This is a genomic window from Streptomyces sp. NPDC026659, assembly GCF_040638245.1.
Lineage (GTDB): Bacteria > Actinomycetota > Actinomycetes > Streptomycetales > Streptomycetaceae > Streptomyces.
Genome location: NZ_JBEZXY010000005.1, coordinates 36541 through 52318 on the forward strand (window position 1 = coordinate 36541; position 15778 = coordinate 52318).

Genomic DNA, 15778 nt, shown 5'->3' on the forward strand with positions numbered 1-15778 from the left:
GGGAGTATGAGGTAACAGTTACCGGTTGCCCACCTCTATGGGTAACCATGTTCCGAGGAGGAAGCCATGCCCCTCGCCACACTGGGCGCGATCGTCCTGGACTGCCCCGACCCGCACGCCCTGTCCGCCTTCTACGCGGGCCTGCTCGACGGCACCCCGGAGGGCGACGACACCTGGATCGACCTCAAGACCCCCGCCGGTCCCACCCTCGCCTTCCAGCGGGCCCCCGGCCACGTCCCCCCGGCGTGGCCCAACCCGGACGCCTCCCAGCAGTTCCACCTCGACCTGACGGTGGAGGACCTCGACGCGTCCGAGAAACACGCCCTGTCGCTGGGCGCGAAGCCCCTGGACGCGGAGGACGCCGACCGCACGTGGCGGGTCTACGCGGACCCGGCGGGGCATCCGTTCTGTCTGTGCGCGTGCTGACGTCGTTCCCTGATGGCGTCAGCCTTCCCGCGCCGCCTCGATAACCCCCTCCAGCGTCGCCCGCGACCGCTGCAAGTCGCCGATCAGGCGGTCGATCCGGTCGCGTTCGGCCGTGAGGTCTTCCAGGAGGCGGGGAGTCGCGGTCGCGGAGGGGCCGCCGTCCTGGTCGCGCATGCAGGGGAGGAGGTCGCGGATCCTGGTGCTGTGGAGGCCCGCCGCGTAGAGCTCCTGGATGCGGACGACGCGGTCCACGGCGGTCGCCGGGTAGTCGCGGTGGCCGCCGGGGGTGCGGTCGGCGGAGAGCAGGCCCTGGGTCTCGTAGTAGCGCAGGGACCGCTCGCTCACTCCGGTCAGCCGGGCCAGTTCACCGATCCGCATGAGAGCCTCCACGCTTGAATCTGACATCAGTGTCAGGTTCTACCGTACGGCCATGACACCCACGACGGACTTCCTGGCCCCGGCCCGGCTCGGCCGGCTGGCACTTCCCCACCACCTCGTGATGGCCCCGCTCACCCGTAACCGCGCGGAGCCCGACGGCACGCCGACCCCGCTCATGGCGGAGTACTACGCCCAGCGCGCCTCCGCCGGTCTGATCATCGCTGAGGCCGCGACACCCAACGCGGTCGGACAGACGTACCCGGACATCGCCGCCCTCCACACCGACCGGCACACCGAGGGCTGGCGGAAGGTGACCGAGGCCGTGCGGGCGGCGGGCGGGCGGATGTTTCTGCAGCTCCAGCACGGCGGGCGGGTCAGCCATCCGCTGACCACCGGACTGACCCCCGTGGCGCCATCCGCCGTCCCGCTGCCCGAGACGATCTTCACGCGAGAGGGGCATCTGCCCGCCCCCATACCCCGGGCGATGAGCGGGGGCGACATCCGGGCCACGGTCGCGGACTTCGCCGGGGCCGCGCGCAGGGCGATGGACGCCGGGTTCGAGGGGGTCGAGGTGCACTCGGCCAACGGGCATCTGCTGCACCAGTTCCTCGCCGGGAACACCAACCTCCGCACGGACGTGTACGGCGGTTCCGTCGAGCGGCGGGTGCGGTTCGCCGTGGAGGTGACCGAGGCCGTCGCCGAGGCGATCGGGGCCGAGCGGGTGGGGGTGCGGATCTCGCCCGGCGGCACGGTCAACGGCATCCGGGAGGACGACACCGAGGCCGTCTACCCCGCGCTCGTGCACCGACTGCGCGGGCTGGGCCTCGCCTATCTGCACCTCGTGCACGCCGATCCCGGGAGCACGCTGTACCGGCGGCTGCGGGCCGACTGGCCGGGTGTCCTGATCGGCAACCCCGTGCTGACCGACCTCACCACCGAGGCCGTCTCCCGGGCCGCCCAGGACATGCTGGCGGCCGGAGCCGATCTGGTCGCGCTGGGGCGGCCGTTCCTCGCCAACCCGGACCTGGTCACACGGCTGCGCCGGAACGCGCCGCTGAACCCGCTGCGCGAGCGGTATCTGATGTACGTGGGCGGGGCCGACGGCTACACCGACTACCCCGCCCTCGTCGGCTAGCCGTCCAGGGACTCGATCGTCGCCGTGGACGCCGGGCGCGTGACCTGGAGGGCGCGGGCGACGTCTTCCGTCTCCCCCAGGACGCGGACCGCGTTCTGCCAGGTGAGCTTGGCGAGGTCCGGCTTGGACCAGCCCCGGCCGAGGAGTTCGGCGATGAGGTTGGGGTAGCCGGAGACGTCGTTCAGGCCGTCGGGGGTGAAGGCGGTGCCGTCGTAGTCGCCGCCGATGCCGAGGTGGTCGACGCCGGCGACCTCGCGCATGTGGTCGAGGTGGTCGGCGACCGTGGCGACGGTGGCGATGGGACGCGGGTGGCTCTCCTCGAAGGCGCGGTGGACCTTCATGCCCTCCTCGGTGGTGTCGAGGTGGTGGAGGCCGTGCGCGCGCATGTTGTCGTCGGCGGCGACCGTCCAGTCGACGGCGGCCTGGAGGACGAACTTCGGCACGAAGGTCACCATGGCCACGCCGCCGTTGGCGGGAAGCCGCTCCAGCACGTCGTCCGGGATGTTGCGCGGGTGGTCGCACACCGCGCGCGCGGACGAGTGGGAGAAGATCACCGGCGCCGACGTGGTGTCCAGCGCGTCCCGCATCGTCGTCGCGGCGACGTGGGAGAGGTCGACCAGCATGCCGAGGCGGTTCATCTCGCGGACGACTTCGCGGCCGAAGGCCGTCAGGCCGCCCGCCTTCGGCTCGTCGGTCGCGGAGTCCGCCCAGTCCACGTTGTCGTTGTGGGTGAGCGTCATGTAGCGCACACCGAGTGCGTACAGGCCCCGCAGCGTGCCCAGCGAGTTGTCGATGGAGTGGCCGCCCTCGGCACCCATCAGGGAGGCGATACGGCCCGAGGCGCGCGCCGCCTCCATGTCGGCGGCGGTCAGCGCGGGCGCCAGCTCGTCCGGGTACCGCTCGATCAGCCGCCGCACACAGTCGATCTGCTCCAGGGTCGCGGTCACCGCGCCCGGCAGATCGGACCGCACGTACACCGACCAGAACTGCGCCCCGACCCCGCCCTCGCGCAGGCGGGGCAGGTCGGTGTGCAGATGGGCGTTCTGGTGCGCGGCGATGTCCCGCGCGGCCAGATCGTAGGCGACCTGCTCGCGCAGCGCCCACGGCAGGTCGTTGTGGCCGTCGACCACGGGGAACTCGCGCAGCAGCGAGCGGGCTTCGTCCAGGGAGGTCATCCGCGTCTACTTTCCGAACCCGAAGCCGTTCGAGCCCTCGACCTTCGAGCGCAGGCGCTTGCCCTTCTCGGTGGCCTGGTCGTTGAGGTCCTGCTGGAACTCGCGCATCTTCTGCAGGAGGTCCTCGTCGTACGCGGCGAGCATCCGGGCCGCGAGGAGGCCGGCGTTGCGGGCACCGGCGACGGAGACGGTGGCGACCGGGACACCGGCCGGCATCTGGACGATCGACAGGAGGGAGTCCATGCCGTCCAGGTACTTCAGCGGGACCGGTACGCCGATCACCGGCAGCGGGGTCACGGAGGCCAGCATGCCCGGCAGGTGGGCGGCGCCGCCCGCGCCCGCGATGATCGCCTTGAGTCCGCGGTCGGCGGCCTGCTCGCCGTAGGTGATCATCTCGCGCGGCATCCGGTGCGCGGAGACGACATCGACCTCATAGGGGATCTCGAACTCGTCCAGTGCCTTGGCGGCGGCTTCCATGACGGGCCAGTCGGAGTCCGACCCCATGACGATGCCAACGAGGGGGCTCATTCGGTGATCGTGCCCTTCAGATAGCCGGCTGCGTGACGCGCGCGTTCCAGAACGTCGTCCAGGTCGTCGCCGTAGGTGTTGACGTGACCCACCTTGCGGCCGGGTTTTACGTCCTTGCCATACATGTGGATCTTCAGCTGGGGGTCGCGCGCCATGCAGTGGAGGTACGCGGAGTACATGTCCGGGTAGTCGCCGCCGAGGACGTTCACCATGACCGTCCAGGGGGCGCGCGGGCGCGGGTCGCCGAGGGGGAGGTCGAGGACCGCGCGGACGTGGTTGGCGAACTGCGAGGTGATCGCGCCGTCCATGGACCAGTGGCCCGAGTTGTGCGGGCGCATGGCCAGCTCGTTGACGAGGACGCGGCCGTCGCGGGTCTGGAACAGCTCGACGGCGAGGTGGCCGACGACGCCCAGTTCCTTGGCGATGGTCAGCGCCATCGCCTCGGCCTTCAGCGCCAGCTCCTCGTCCAGGTCGGGCGCGGGCGCGATCACGGTGTCGCACACCCCGGCGACCTGGCGGGACTCCACGACCGGGTAGGCGACGGCCTGGCCGTGCGGGGAGCGCACGACGTTGGCGGCCAGCTCGCGGACGAAGTCGACCTTCTCCTCGGCCAGCACCGGCACGCCCGCCCGGAAAGGCTCGGCGGCCTCGGCCTCGGAGTCCACGACCCACACGCCCTTGCCGTCGTAGCCGCCGCGCACGGTCTTGAGGACGACGGGGAAGCCCTCGCCCTCGGCCGCGAACGCCGCCACATCGGCCGGGTCGCTCACGATGCGGTGGCGCGGACAGGGCACCCCGATCTCGGTGAGCTTCGCGCGCATCACGCCCTTGTCCTGGGCGTGCACGAGCGCGTCGGGCCCCGGGCGCACGGGGATGCCGTCCGCCTCCAGGGCCCGTAGGTGCTCGGTCGGCACGTGCTCGTGATCGAAGGTGATCACGTCACAGCCGCGCGCGAACTCACGCAGCGTGTCGAGGTCGCGGTAGTCGCCGATGACGACATCGCTCACGACCTGCGCCGCGGAATCCTGGGGAGTGTCACTGAGGAGCTTGAACCTGATGCCCAACGGGATGCCCGCCTCGTGCGTCATACGCGCGAGCTGCCCCCCGCCGACCATGCCGACTACCGGGAACGTCACCCCCCTAGCGTATCGGCCGCCCGGACCGGCCCGGCTCGCGCGCGTTCGCGCGCCCCCGCGCGCGATCTCTTACCCGCCCCTTGCCCGCCTCTTGCCGACCCGTTTCCAGGCTGTGGCCCGGTGCGCGGGCATCGTGAAGAGCTCGTGGATAGCATGGCGGGGCTTATGGAAGCCAAGGACAGGAGCTGCACCGCCATGGAACACCGTTCCTCGGGGCTGAACCGGCTCGCGCGCGAGCTGGCCAAGTTCGGGGCCGTCGGCGGTGCCGGTGTCCTGGTCAATCTGGGCGTGTTCAACCTGGTCCGGCACATCTCGGATCTGCCGGTGGTACGCGCCAGCATCATCGCGACCATCGTCGCGATCGTCTTCAACTACGTGGGCTTCCGCTACTGGACGTACCGGGACCGCGACAAGGGCGGCCGTACCCGGGAGCTGGTGCTGTTCCTGGTGTTCAGCGCGGTCGGCCTGGTCATCGAGAACGGCGTGCTGTATCTCGCCACCTACGGGTTCGGCTGGGACAGCCCGCTCCAGAGCAATGTCTTCAAGTTCGTCGGCATCGGCGTCGCCACGCTGTTCCGCTTCTGGTCGTACCGCACCTGGGTCTTCCGGACGCTGCCCGCCGAGGGCGAGTCGGTCGTCAAGGACTCGGGCGGCCCCCGGCCAGACGAGAAGCAGCGGGTGCGCTAGCCGCTTCCCGGTCCGCCCGCGCCCGTCCTCAGCGGACCGTCGGCTGCGCCTCGCCGTCCGCCTTCGGCGGTGGGGCCGTACGGGACAGGAAGAGGCCGAAGACCACCGGCTGTGTCTGGAGCAGCTCCAGACGGCCGCCGTCGGCCTCGGCGAGGTCGCGGGCGACGGCGAGTCCGATGCCGGTGGAGTTGCGGCCGCTGATGGTCCGCTCGAAGATCCGCGCGCCGAGGTCCGCGGGGATGCCGGAGCCCTCGTCGGTGACCTCGATCACGGCCTGGTTGCCGACGACCCGGGTGCGCAGGGCGACGGTGCCGCCGCCGTGCATCAGCGAGTTCTCGATCAGCGCGGCCAGCACCTGGGCGACCGCGCCGGGCGTGCCGACCGCCTTCAGATGCCGCTTGCCGGAGCTGACGATGGCCCGGCCCACGCTGCGGTAGGCGGGGCGCCACTCGGCGAGCTGCTGCTGGATGACCTCGTCGAGGTCGAAGGAGACGGCGGAGCCGGTGCGCGGGTCGCGCGAGTTGGTCAGCAGCCGTTCCACCACGTCCGTCAGCCGCTCCACCTGCGTGAGCGCGATGGTGGCCTCCTCCTTCACCGTCTCCGGGTCGTCGGTGAGGGTGATCTCCTCCAGGCGCATGGACAGCGCGGTCAGCGGCGTACGGAGCTGGTGGGAGGCGTCGGCCGCGAGGCGCCGCTCGGCGGTGAGCATCCGGCCGATGCGCTCGGCGGAGGAGTCGAGGACGTCGGCGACCCGGTCCAGCTCGGGGACGCCGTAGCGCTTGTGCCGGGGGCGGGGGTCGCCGGAGCCGAGGCGCTCGGCGGTCTCGGCGAGGTCGGTGAGCGGGGAGGCAAGGCGGTTGGCCTGGCGTACGGCGAGCAGGACGGCGGCGATCACGGCGAGCAGCGCGACCAGGCCGATGATCAGCAGCGTGCGGCCGACCTCACGGGTCACGGCGGAGCGGGGCTCCTGCACGGTGACCGTCTCGCCCTCCTCGCCGTGCTGCGTGGAGTGGATGACGTCACCCTTGGGCCGGGTGCCGATCTCGATGGGGGCCCGGCCGGGGACGCGGATGACGGCGTACTGGTCCTTGCTGACCGGATTGCGCAGCGCGTCGGTGTCGACGTGCTCGGAGGCGAGGATGCGGCTGTCCACGATGCTGGCCAGCCGGACCGCCTCGGACTCGACGCGTTCCTGGGCACTGTTGCTGATCGTCCGGGTCTCGACGATCACCAGGGACACCCCGAAGACCGCGATCACCACCAGCACGACGGCAAGCGTGGACTGAATGAGACGACGACGCACGGGGTCCCTCCGGAAGAACTAAGGACCACCAGTCTCCCCCGCCCAGCTGCCACCCCCTAAGGGGCGCGGGGAACTGCGCGACGAGCCGCAACGAGAGGAAAGCCGCCGACGAACCCGCAGCCCCTCCTCGAACCGCGAACCGCCGAAACCCGGCGGAGCGACTCAGCTCTTCTCGAACCGGAAGCCGACGCCCCGCACCGTGGCGATGTAACGCGGGTTCGCCGCATCGTCACCGAGCTTCTTCCGCAGCCACGAGATGTGCATGTCCAGCGTCTTGGTGGACGACCACCACGTCGTGTCCCACACCTCCCGCATCAGCTGGTCGCGCGTGACCACGCGGCCGGCGTCCCGCACCAGCACCCGCAGCAGGTCGAACTCCTTGGCCGTGAGCTGGAGTTCCTCCTCGCCCATCCACGCGCGGTGCGACTCGACGTCGATCCGCACGCCGTGGGTGGCCGGCGGCTGCTGCGGCTCGGTCGCGCCACGCCGCAGCAGGGCCCGGACACGGGCGAGCAGCTCGGCGAGCCGGAAGGGCTTGGTGACGTAGTCGTCGGCGCCCGCGTCGAGGCCGACGACGGTGTCCACCTCGTCGGCGCGCGCGGTCAGGATGAGGATCGGCACGGTGTGGCCGTCGGCACGCAGTCGGCGGGCGACCTCGAGGCCGTCCATGCCGGGCAGGCCCAGGTCCAGCACGACCAGGTCGACACCGCCCTGCATTCCGGCGTCGAGCGCGGTGGGGCCGTCCTCGCGGACCTCGACCTCGTAACCTTCCCGGCGCAGGGCGCGGGCCAGCGGCTCCGAGATGGACGCGTCGTCCTCGGCGAGCAGTACACGGGTCATGAGCTGATGGTAGACCGCCCGCGCGTGGAGTCGGGGTGTGGTCCGCCACCGCGCTCTTACCTTTGTCCCCTGCTGGTACAAACCATTGCTCGCGGCGTGGGATCGTGGAAGAGCCTTGGAAACCCCTTGCGCGGTTCCCCGAATTCCTGTGATCCGCGTCTCAAGTCCTTCCATATCCGGCAGTCTCCTGCCGTATGGTGATCTGAACGCCTGTAGCACACACCGGGACCTCTTGGCGGGCACATGCCGCCGAGGGTCTCTTCTTCGATGTGCGGGCTGACGAAGATCAGCCTCGAAAGGAATGACCTCTGGCCGGGCTCCGGACGCAGTGACGCGTACGGGGCGTGGATCTCGGTGGTCGCCGTCCACCGCTCCCTCGGGAAGCGGGACTCCCTGGGCGTGGGGGTGGACGACCGACCCGCCGGTGCCGGCCGCACCCCCACCGGGCGCGCCGCGCTCCAACGCGCGTCCCGACCAGCAAGGAACGACCATGGCGTCCAGCCTGACGAAGGATTCGGTCCGCCCGGACACCGGGGCCGAGAAGACCTTCTTCGGCCACCCCCGCGGACTGGCCACCCTTTTCATGACCGAGATGTGGGAGCGTTTCTCCTACTACGGCATGAGGGCCCTGCTCCCGCTGTACCTGGTCGCCCCCAGCGGCCTGCACATGAACGCGGGCACGGCGACCGCGATCTACTCCGTGTACGTGTCGCTCGTCTACCTGCTCGCCCTTCCCGGCGGCTGGGTCGCGGACCGTCTGCTCGGTCCTCGCCGGACGGTGGCCGTTTCCGGTCTGATCATCATGCTCGGCCACCTGTGCCTGGCGCTGCCGGTCTCCGCGAGCTTCTTCGTGGGCCTGGGTCTGGTCGCGATCGGTTCGGGTCTGCTGAAGGCCAACATCTCCACCATGGTCGGCCACCTGTACAAGGGGCCGGACGACGCGCGCCGTGACGGTGGCTTCACGCTCTTCTACATCGGCATCAACCTCGGCGCCTTCATCGCGCCGCTGGTCATCGGCACCGTCGGTGAGAACGTCAACTGGCACTTCGGCTTCGCCCTCGCCGCGCTCGGCATGGCGCTGGGTCTGGGCCAGTACCTGCTGGGCGGCCGCCACCTGAGCGAGCAGAGCAACGTCGTCCCGACGCCGCTCACCGCCGAGGAGAAGCGCGCCACGCTGCGCAAGGGCCTGATCTGGCTCGCCATCGCCGTGGTGTTCTACGGCATCGTCGGCGGCACCGGTCACTTCACCCTGAACTGGGCGCTGATCCCGCTGACGATCATCGGCCTGATCGTCCCGATCCTGGTGATCGCCCGTATCCGCCGGGACAAGGACCTGGACGACTCCGAGCGTTCGAAGGTGTCGGCGTACATCTGGTTCTTCGTCGCCGCGGCCGTGTTCTGGATGATCTACGACCAGGGTGGTTCGACCCTGTCGATCTTCGCCGACGCCTCGGCCAAGAACACGATCGCCGGCTGGAACTTCCCGGTCTCCTGGTACCAGTCGGTCAACCCGGTCATGATCATGGCCCTGGCCCCGGTGTTCGCCTGGCTGTGGCTGTGGCTGAACCGGCGCGGCAAGGAGCCGAGCACGATGGTGAAGTTCGCCTCCGGCCTCGTGCTGGTCGGTGCGTCCTTCTTCCTCTTCCTGGCTCCGCTGTCCATCGCCGAGGGCGGTCACAAGGCCGCCGCGCTGTGGCTGGTCGCGATCTACTTCGTGCAGACCGTCGGTGAGCTGACGCTGTCCCCGGTGGGTCTGTCCGTGACGACCAAGATGGCGCCGAAGAAGTACGCCTCGCAGATGATGGGCGTCTGGTTCCTCGCGGTCACCGCGGGCGACTCGGTCACCGCCCTGCTGTCCAACCCGGCGGTCGGCGGCGTCAACCTCGACCGCATGGGCTTCGTCGGCCTGGAGGCCGTCCTCGCGGTCGTCGCCGGCATCGCGGTCTGGATGTACCGCAAGAAGGTCAAGGCGATGATGGGCTCGGTCAACTAGCCCTGATACGCACGAAGGGGCCCCGCATCCTGAGGATGCGGGGCCCCTTTCGCATGCGCGGGCGGCCGGGGCCGGGGCAGCGCGCGGGCGACGAGGCCGTCGTCGATCACGCCCGCGCCGCGTGGGCGGCTTCCGACAGGCGGGCAGGTCCCGTACGGGACCGCCCACCGACCGGTACGGCCCCTCCCGCACCCCCTCGGCTGACGGGGCGCGGACATCCATCCCGACAGCGGCCGTGCGGGGCACTGCCCAGAAGGGGCACTTCACGGCCGGAAGGGGAGGCGGCACTCGCAGGGGATTCCTCGGCCGACGGGGCCCGCGAAAGTGACGACCTCCCGGCGGGGGCGCCCCCGGGGAGGGCGCACCACGTGGCACGGCGGCGCCCCTCGTACAGGTCACGACGTACCGAGCTCCGCGTCGGGGCAGCGGCACACCGCGGGGGAAGCCCCCCCCCGGCCCGGCGCCGAGGCTCGTTACCGGGCGGCCGATCCGCGTGATCCGGGCGGCGGCACTCGACCGGGGGTGCTCGACCGGCGGGAGCACACACCGAGCGACACCCTCCCGGCCGGAGTCATCCGTGGGGAGAGCCCGCGCCACGGTCCGCTTCGGGCGGCGGCACTCCCCAGGGAAGCCCCCGCCGGCCCGGCGCATACCGGGCGACGCCTTCCCCGCCGGAGTCGTCCGCGAGGAGAGCCCACCGCAGCGTCCGGCGCCCCTTCGCGCGGGGTGCGTGATGCCTGGGTCCGCTTGCGCTCCGCGCAGCCCCGGTGACGAGCGGCGCCCTCCCGGCGGGGTCGTCCACAGGGAGGGCATGTCCGCAGGGCAACCGCGCCCCCGTCGGCGTCAGAGCGCCGCAGGCGTCACGCCGGGGCGCCCAGTTCCGCCCAGACCGTTTTGCCGGGGCTGTCGGGGGTGCGGACGACACCCCAGTCCAGGCAGAGGCGCTGGACGATGAACATGCCGTGGCCGCCGGGGCGGCCCGCGCGGTGCGGGGTGCGGGGGGCGGGCTGGCCGGTGCCTCGGTCGGAGACTTCCAGGCGGATCACCTTGCGGTCGCAGGTGAGGTACAGCTCGTCGGGGCCCCCGGCGTGCAGGCAGGCGTTGGTGACCAGCTCGGAGACGACGAGCAGGACGTCCTCGGCGGCGGCACGCTGCTCGGCGCCGGAGGCGGGCAGCCAGCCCCAGGCGTACAGCGCCTGGCGGGTGAAGTCCCGGGCGAGCGGCACGACCCCGCTCTCACCGTCCAGGCTCAGCCTGCGGGCCTGCTGCCCCTGGGCCTGCCGCACACCCTCGGCGGGCGCGGGCGGCGCGGCCGCCCCCGCGGACGCGCCGTCGGACGGCGCGCTTCCCTCGGGCATCCCGGAAGCGCCGCTCGGCTCCGGGCCGCGGTCGCCCGGCGAGTAGGGCCGGGTGGTGCTCATCAGCGCTTCACCTCACCGATTCACCAGTTCACGATTCAAAAGTCCGACTCCGTTCGGATCGCGGGCGGTCCGTCCGCCGGGCGCCCGTGCGCGCCGCTTCCGCCGCCCGTCCGCCTCCACCCCTACGTCGCGTCCGGCCGTCCGCCGGTTCCCGGAAAGGGAGGCGGCCGCCGGCCGACGGATTCAGAGTGTCTCCTGCCCGACCGAGGCGGCGGAACACCCGCGTGTTCCGCGTGACCGGTGCGCCGGGCGGGCGCGGGCGTGCGAGGGGCGCGGTGTCAGCCGTCCCCGCCGGCCAGCGCGGCGTCCAGGGAGTCATGGACGGTGAAGACCGCCTCCGCCCCCGTGATCTCGAACACGCGTGCGACCACCGGCAGCATTCCCGCCAGATGGACCCCACCGCCCGCGGCATCGGCCTTGAGCCGCGCGCCGAGCAGAACGTTGAGGCCCGTGGAGTCGCAGAACTCCAGTCGCGAGCAGTCCACGACGAGCCGCGAGAAGCCCTTCGCCAGGAGGTCGTCGAGCGGCTCGCGCAGCAGATCGGCGGTGTGGTGATCGAGTTCACCCGCCGGTGTCACTACGGCGCTGGAGCCCTCTTCCCGCACCTCCACCAGAAGCCGGCCCGACTGTGCGCTGCCGACCGTCCCGTGGTCCATGCCGTCTCTCTCCCGAGGTCGTGGCTGCTGATGCCCTCGAACACTACGCCTTCCACACGCACTCCGACACCTGAACAACCCCGCAAAATCGGGCATATCGCAGCACAAGGAACTTGCCACCGGCTCGGTGGAGCGGGTAGGGCTAGTAAGGACACAGCACACCCCCACCCCGGCTACGGAGGCGCCGCACACCGCAGTGCACGTAATCCGGCTTCGGCAGCCTTATGCCGAGAACGATGGAGGACACCCATGTCACCCCGGCTCGACGCATCGCATACCCGGATCGCGACGTCGACACCCCCACCGGACCAACTGGATCACGCCATCGATCCTCTCGACCCCCTGGCGGGTCTCCCGGAGATCCCGCCCTTCGACGAGGTCGGCCCGGTGGACGCGCGGGCCCTTTCCAAGACCCTCTTCCAGCGCCTCGAGTCGCTGGAGGAAGGCACGCATGAATACGCGTACGTCCGCAACACCCTGGTCGAACTGAACCTGGCGCTCGTCAGGTTCGCCGCGTCCCGCTTCCGCTCCCGCAGCGAGCCGATGGAGGACATCGTCCAGGTCGGCACGATCGGCCTGATCAAGGCGATCGACCGCTTCGAGCTGGCGCGCGGCGTGGAGTTCCCCAGTTTCGCGATGCCGACCATCATCGGCGAGATCAAGCGCTTCTTCCGTGACACCTCGTGGTCCGTGCGCGTACCGCGCCGGCTGCAGGAGCTGCGCCTGGACCTGGCCAAGGCCGGGGACGAGCTGGCCCAGCGCCTGGACCGCTCCCCCACCGTCGCGGAACTGGCCGCGAAGCTCGGCATCTCCCACGAGGAGGTGGTCGAGGGCATGGCCGCCTCGAACGCCTACACCGCCGCCTCGCTGGACGCCCAGCCCGAGGAGGACGACTCCGAGGGCGCCCTCGCGGACCGCATCGGCTACGAGGACCACGGACTCGAGGGCATCGAGTACGTCGAGTCGCTGAAGCCGCTGATCGCCGAACTCGCGCCCCGCGACCGGCAGATCCTGTCCCTGCGCTTCGTCGCGGGCCTGACCCAGTCGGAGATCGGCGACGAGCTGGGCATCTCCCAGATGCACGTCTCCCGGCTGCTGTCGCGCACGCTGGTACGGCTGCGCAGGGGGCTCACGCTGGAGGAGTGACGGTGGGCGCCGCCGGAAGGCGGGCCTTTCCCGCGCGCCCGAGGCGGCCCGGCCGACAGCGCCGGGCCGCCTCTCCGTGCCGCCGGTGCGCAAACCGTTATCGGTTACCCGAAGTAACCTCTTTCCCGGACCGCGCCCCTCCAGCACCATGGGCCACCCGAACTGGCTGGTATGCCAGAACCCCAGGGGGGACGGAGGGTGCATGGCTCAGGGCTACCCGGCCGGGCCGGACGAGGACGTCCAGGACGCGCCGGACGCACGGCTCACCGAACTGCTGCGCACCCCGACCCCGACGGCGTACCCGGCGCTCCAGGAGTTGCGTCGGCGCCACCATCCGGCGGTGCTCGCCTACGCCCGTCTGTGCACCACCGGCGAGTCGACCGCCCGCCGACTGGCGGCGGAGGTCCTCACCGCGGCCGCCCGGGACACGGCGCGCGGCATCGAGCCGAACGTGCCGCTGCGCCACCACCTGCTGCTCCTGACGGGCCGGGCCACGGCCTCCTGGGCCCGTGACGAGCGGGCGGCGGGCCTCGACCCCGGCCTGCTGCTGGTGCTCAACTCCGGTGCCGCGCCCGACGGTCCGACCCCGCCCCTGCTCCCGGCGTTCCAGTCCCTGCCCTCCCGCGACCAGGGCCTCGTCTGGTACGGCGTCCTGGAGGAGGAGCCCCAGGAGCGGACCGCCGCCTACCTCGGACTCCGCCCCGCCGATGTCGCCCACGGCACCCCGCAAGCCCTGAAGGCGCTGGCCCAGGCGTGTCTGCGACACCGGCTGGCCGCGTCCGACGACCCGCGCTGCGCCGACTTCCGCCGGCTGATCGAGGAGGCGGTACGGCCGGAGGGGCCCCGCCGCAGCGTCGACCTGGACGCACACAAGGCCCGGTGCCCTTGCTGCACGGCCGCGTTCGAGGACCTGAGCGCACTGCGGGACACCCCCCGGCAGGCCCTCGCGGAGGGGCTGCTCCCCTGGGGCGGCACGGCATACGCCCACCGAGGCGGCCCCGCACCGGCCCCGGCACCCGAAGGGACCGCACCCCGCCGGAACCGGCCGCCGCGGCGCCGCCGTCTGCCGGCCTCGGTGGCCCTGGGCGCGGCCCTCGTCTCGCTCCTGGTGTACCTGCTCGTACGCGCGGAGGACTCCCCCGGACAGCCGGTGGCGGCGCCCGCGCCCCCGCAGGTGACGGTCACGACGACGTTCTCCCCCTCGCCCGTCGTCTCTCCCACCCCGTCCCGCACGGCAAAGTCCCCTTCCCCGCACAGGACTTCGCACCCTCCGACGCCCCGGCCGACCCACGACGCGCCCAGCCCCTCCCGCACGCCCCCGCCCCCGCCCCCGGGCGCCGCCCGCGCCCAGGTGGTGAATCTGGCCACCGGCACGTGCCTGGAGGTACGCGACGGCGACTTCGACAAGGGCACCGACGTCATCACCGCCCCCTGCACGTCCTCACCCGACCAGCGCTGGAGCGTCGACAGCGACCTGGGGGTCGTCCGCTCGGCCGCCGACTCCGATTTCTGCCTGGACAGCCGGGGCGACACCGACCGGGGCGTGGGCATCTGGACCTGCGACTCGGTCAACGGCGGCAACGGCCAGAACCTCCGCTTCACGGTCGACCCGGACGGCACCATCAGGCCGGAGATCGCCATCGAGACGGCCGTGGTCCCCGACGGCGGTGGCGGGGTGGAACTGCGGCCCCTGGACGGCGGCCTGGGGCAGCGGTGGCGGGCGGGGGCCCGCTGACGAGGACGGGGCCCGCGCGCGGAGGGCACCGGGCCGGTCAGGCCACCCGGACGCCGTTCCGCCACACCTCGCCGACCAGCGGAACGCCGGGGCGGTAGGCCAGGTGGACGTGGCTGGGCGCGTCCAGGAGGATCAGGTCGGCGCGGGCGCCGGGGCCGAGGCGGCCGATGTCGGTGCGGCGCAGGGCCGCCGCGCCACCCGCCGTGGCGGACCAGACCGCCTCGTCGGGGGTCATGCCCATGTCCCGTACGGCCAGCGCCACACAGAACGGCACGGACGAGGTGAAGGACGAGCCGGGGTTGCAGTCCGTGGACAGCGCGACCGTGACGCCCGCGTCCAACAGCCGCCTGGCGTCCGGCCATTCGGCGCGGGTGGAGAACTCGGCGCCGGGCAGCAGCGTGGCGACCGTGTCGCTGTGGGCGAGCGCGTCCACGTCGGCGTCGGTCAGGTGCGTGCAGTGGTCGGCGCTGGCCGCGTCCAGCTCGACGGCCAGCTGGACGCCGGGGCCGTGGGACAGCTGGTTGGCGTGGATGCGCGGGTGCAGGCCCTTGGCCCGGCCCGCGGTGAGGATCGCGCGGGCCTGGTCGCCGTCGAAGGCGCCCTTCTCGCAGAACACGTCGATCCAACGGGCGTGCGGGGCGCAGGAGTCCAGCATCTCGCCGGTCACCAGGGCGACGTACGCGGCCGGGTCACCGGCCAGCTCCGGCGCGACGATGTGCGCGCCGAGGTACGTCACCTCGTCGGTGTGCCGGGCCGCGAGGCGCAGGGCGCGGGCCTCGTCCTCGACGGTCAGGCCGTAGCCCGACTTGGTCTCCATCGTGGTCGTGCCCTGGCGCAGCGCCTCGGCGAGATACCGCGTGAGGCCCGCCTCCAGTTCCGCGTCGCTCGCGGCGCGGGTGGCCGCGACGGTGGTGCGGATGCCGCCCGCCGTGTAGGAGCGGCCGGACATGCGGGCGTTGAACTCGGCCGTGCGGTCCCCGGCGAACACCAGGTGCGAGTGGGAGTCCACGAACCCCGGCAGGACCGCCTTTCCACCGGCGTCGACGCGATTGTCAGTGGCGGGTGCTTTGCTCGACTCACCGGCCCACACGACGCGTTCGCCGTCGATGACCAGGGCCGCGTCCGTGATGAGTCCGAGGGGAGTCCCGTCGCCGAGGGAGGGGTCGTTGGTGACCAGCGTGGCGATGTTGGTGATGGCGGTGCTGCTGCTCATGGTGTC

15 protein-coding genes are annotated in these 15778 nt (G+C 71.9%); 6 read left to right on the forward strand and 9 right to left on the reverse strand.

What is annotated here, in order from left to right:
- Positions 1-66 precede the first annotated feature (66 nt).
- Entirely contained in the window at positions 67-426 is a 360-nt protein-coding gene (locus AB0E91_RS14315; RefSeq protein WP_361780237.1) for a VOC family protein, read from the forward strand.
- Positions 427-444: 18 nt separating this feature from the next.
- On the opposite strand, the gene AB0E91_RS14320 is transcribed toward AB0E91_RS14315, so the two are convergent.
- A complete protein-coding gene (locus AB0E91_RS14320) occupies positions 445-804 on the reverse strand; it encodes a MerR family transcriptional regulator (RefSeq protein ID WP_361781287.1) in 360 nt (119 codons plus the stop codon).
- A 52-nt stretch (positions 805-856) separates the two neighbouring features.
- Between AB0E91_RS14320 and AB0E91_RS14325 the strand changes: the two genes are divergently transcribed.
- Positions 857-1939: an alkene reductase gene (locus AB0E91_RS14325; RefSeq protein ID WP_361780240.1), complete on the forward strand. Its 1083-nt coding sequence runs from the start codon at positions 857-859 to the stop codon at positions 1937-1939.
- Here AB0E91_RS14325 and AB0E91_RS14330 read toward each other — a convergent pair.
- From AB0E91_RS14330 to AB0E91_RS14340, 3 genes are read right to left on the reverse strand one after another with little or no spacing between them, the layout of a single operon-like run.
- On the reverse strand, positions 1936-3114 hold the full coding sequence (locus AB0E91_RS14330; protein WP_361780243.1) for a dipeptidase: 1179 nt from the start codon (positions 3112-3114) through the stop codon (positions 1936-1938). The genes AB0E91_RS14325 and AB0E91_RS14330 overlap by 4 nt on opposite strands.
- 6 nt (positions 3115-3120) lie before the next feature.
- Entirely contained in the window at positions 3121-3642 is a 522-nt protein-coding gene (gene purE / locus AB0E91_RS14335; RefSeq protein WP_361780246.1) for a 5-(carboxyamino)imidazole ribonucleotide mutase, read from the reverse strand.
- Entirely contained in the window at positions 3639-4778 is a 1140-nt protein-coding gene (locus AB0E91_RS14340) for a 5-(carboxyamino)imidazole ribonucleotide synthase (RefSeq protein ID WP_361780249.1), read from the reverse strand. The genes purE and AB0E91_RS14340 overlap by 4 nt, the downstream gene beginning before the upstream one ends.
- A 195-nt stretch (positions 4779-4973) precedes the next feature.
- On the opposite strand from AB0E91_RS14340, the gene AB0E91_RS14345 reads away from it, so the two are divergent.
- Positions 4974-5465: a GtrA family protein gene (locus AB0E91_RS14345; protein WP_361780252.1), complete on the forward strand. Its 492-nt coding sequence runs from the start codon at positions 4974-4976 to the stop codon at positions 5463-5465.
- Positions 5466-5493: 28 nt separating this feature from the next.
- Here the strand turns inward: AB0E91_RS14345 and AB0E91_RS14350 are convergent, their stop codons facing one another.
- Together AB0E91_RS14350 and AB0E91_RS14355 are read right to left on the reverse strand one after the other, a co-directional pair.
- Positions 5494-6768, reverse strand: a complete 1275-nt coding sequence (locus AB0E91_RS14350; RefSeq protein WP_361780255.1) for an ATP-binding protein — start codon at positions 6766-6768, stop codon at positions 5494-5496.
- Between the two features lie 162 nt (positions 6769-6930).
- The gene (locus tag AB0E91_RS14355; protein WP_018548088.1) at positions 6931-7608 is read right to left on the reverse strand and encodes a response regulator transcription factor; all 678 of its coding nucleotides are present in this window, start codon (positions 7606-7608) and stop codon (positions 6931-6933) included.
- A gap of 490 nt (positions 7609-8098) precedes the next feature.
- On the opposite strand from AB0E91_RS14355, the gene AB0E91_RS14360 reads away from it, so the two are divergent.
- Positions 8099-9601 carry an oligopeptide:H+ symporter gene (locus tag AB0E91_RS14360; RefSeq protein WP_361780258.1) on the forward strand — a complete coding sequence of 501 codons (1503 nt, stop codon included), beginning with the start codon at positions 8099-8101 and terminating at the stop codon, positions 9599-9601.
- Between the two features lie 860 nt (positions 9602-10461).
- On the opposite strand, the gene AB0E91_RS14365 is transcribed toward AB0E91_RS14360, so the two are convergent.
- Positions 10462-11022, reverse strand: coding sequence for an ATP-binding protein (locus tag AB0E91_RS14365; protein WP_361780261.1), 561 nt, complete (start codon positions 11020-11022; stop codon positions 10462-10464).
- A gap of 278 nt (positions 11023-11300) precedes the next feature.
- Complete coding sequence (locus AB0E91_RS14370; protein ID WP_161179833.1) at positions 11301-11678, reverse strand: STAS domain-containing protein; 378 nt, start codon at positions 11676-11678, stop codon at positions 11301-11303.
- Positions 11679-11927: 249 nt separating this feature from the next.
- Between AB0E91_RS14370 and AB0E91_RS14375 the strand changes: the two genes are divergently transcribed.
- Both AB0E91_RS14375 and AB0E91_RS14380 read left to right on the forward strand, forming a co-directional pair.
- Positions 11928-12824 (forward strand): RNA polymerase sigma factor SigF, encoded by an 897-nt coding sequence (locus AB0E91_RS14375; protein ID WP_361780265.1) that lies wholly within the window; start codon positions 11928-11930, stop codon positions 12822-12824.
- Between the two features lie 202 nt (positions 12825-13026).
- The gene (locus AB0E91_RS14380; RefSeq protein ID WP_361780268.1) at positions 13027-14559 is read left to right on the forward strand and encodes a ricin-type beta-trefoil lectin domain protein; all 1533 of its coding nucleotides are present in this window, start codon (positions 13027-13029) and stop codon (positions 14557-14559) included.
- Between the two features lie 37 nt (positions 14560-14596).
- Here AB0E91_RS14380 and hutI read toward each other — a convergent pair whose 3' ends face one another.
- Positions 14597-15772, reverse strand: a complete 1176-nt coding sequence (gene hutI / locus AB0E91_RS14385) for an imidazolonepropionase (RefSeq protein WP_361780271.1) — start codon at positions 15770-15772, stop codon at positions 14597-14599.
- Between the last annotated feature and the right edge of the window lie 6 nt (positions 15773-15778).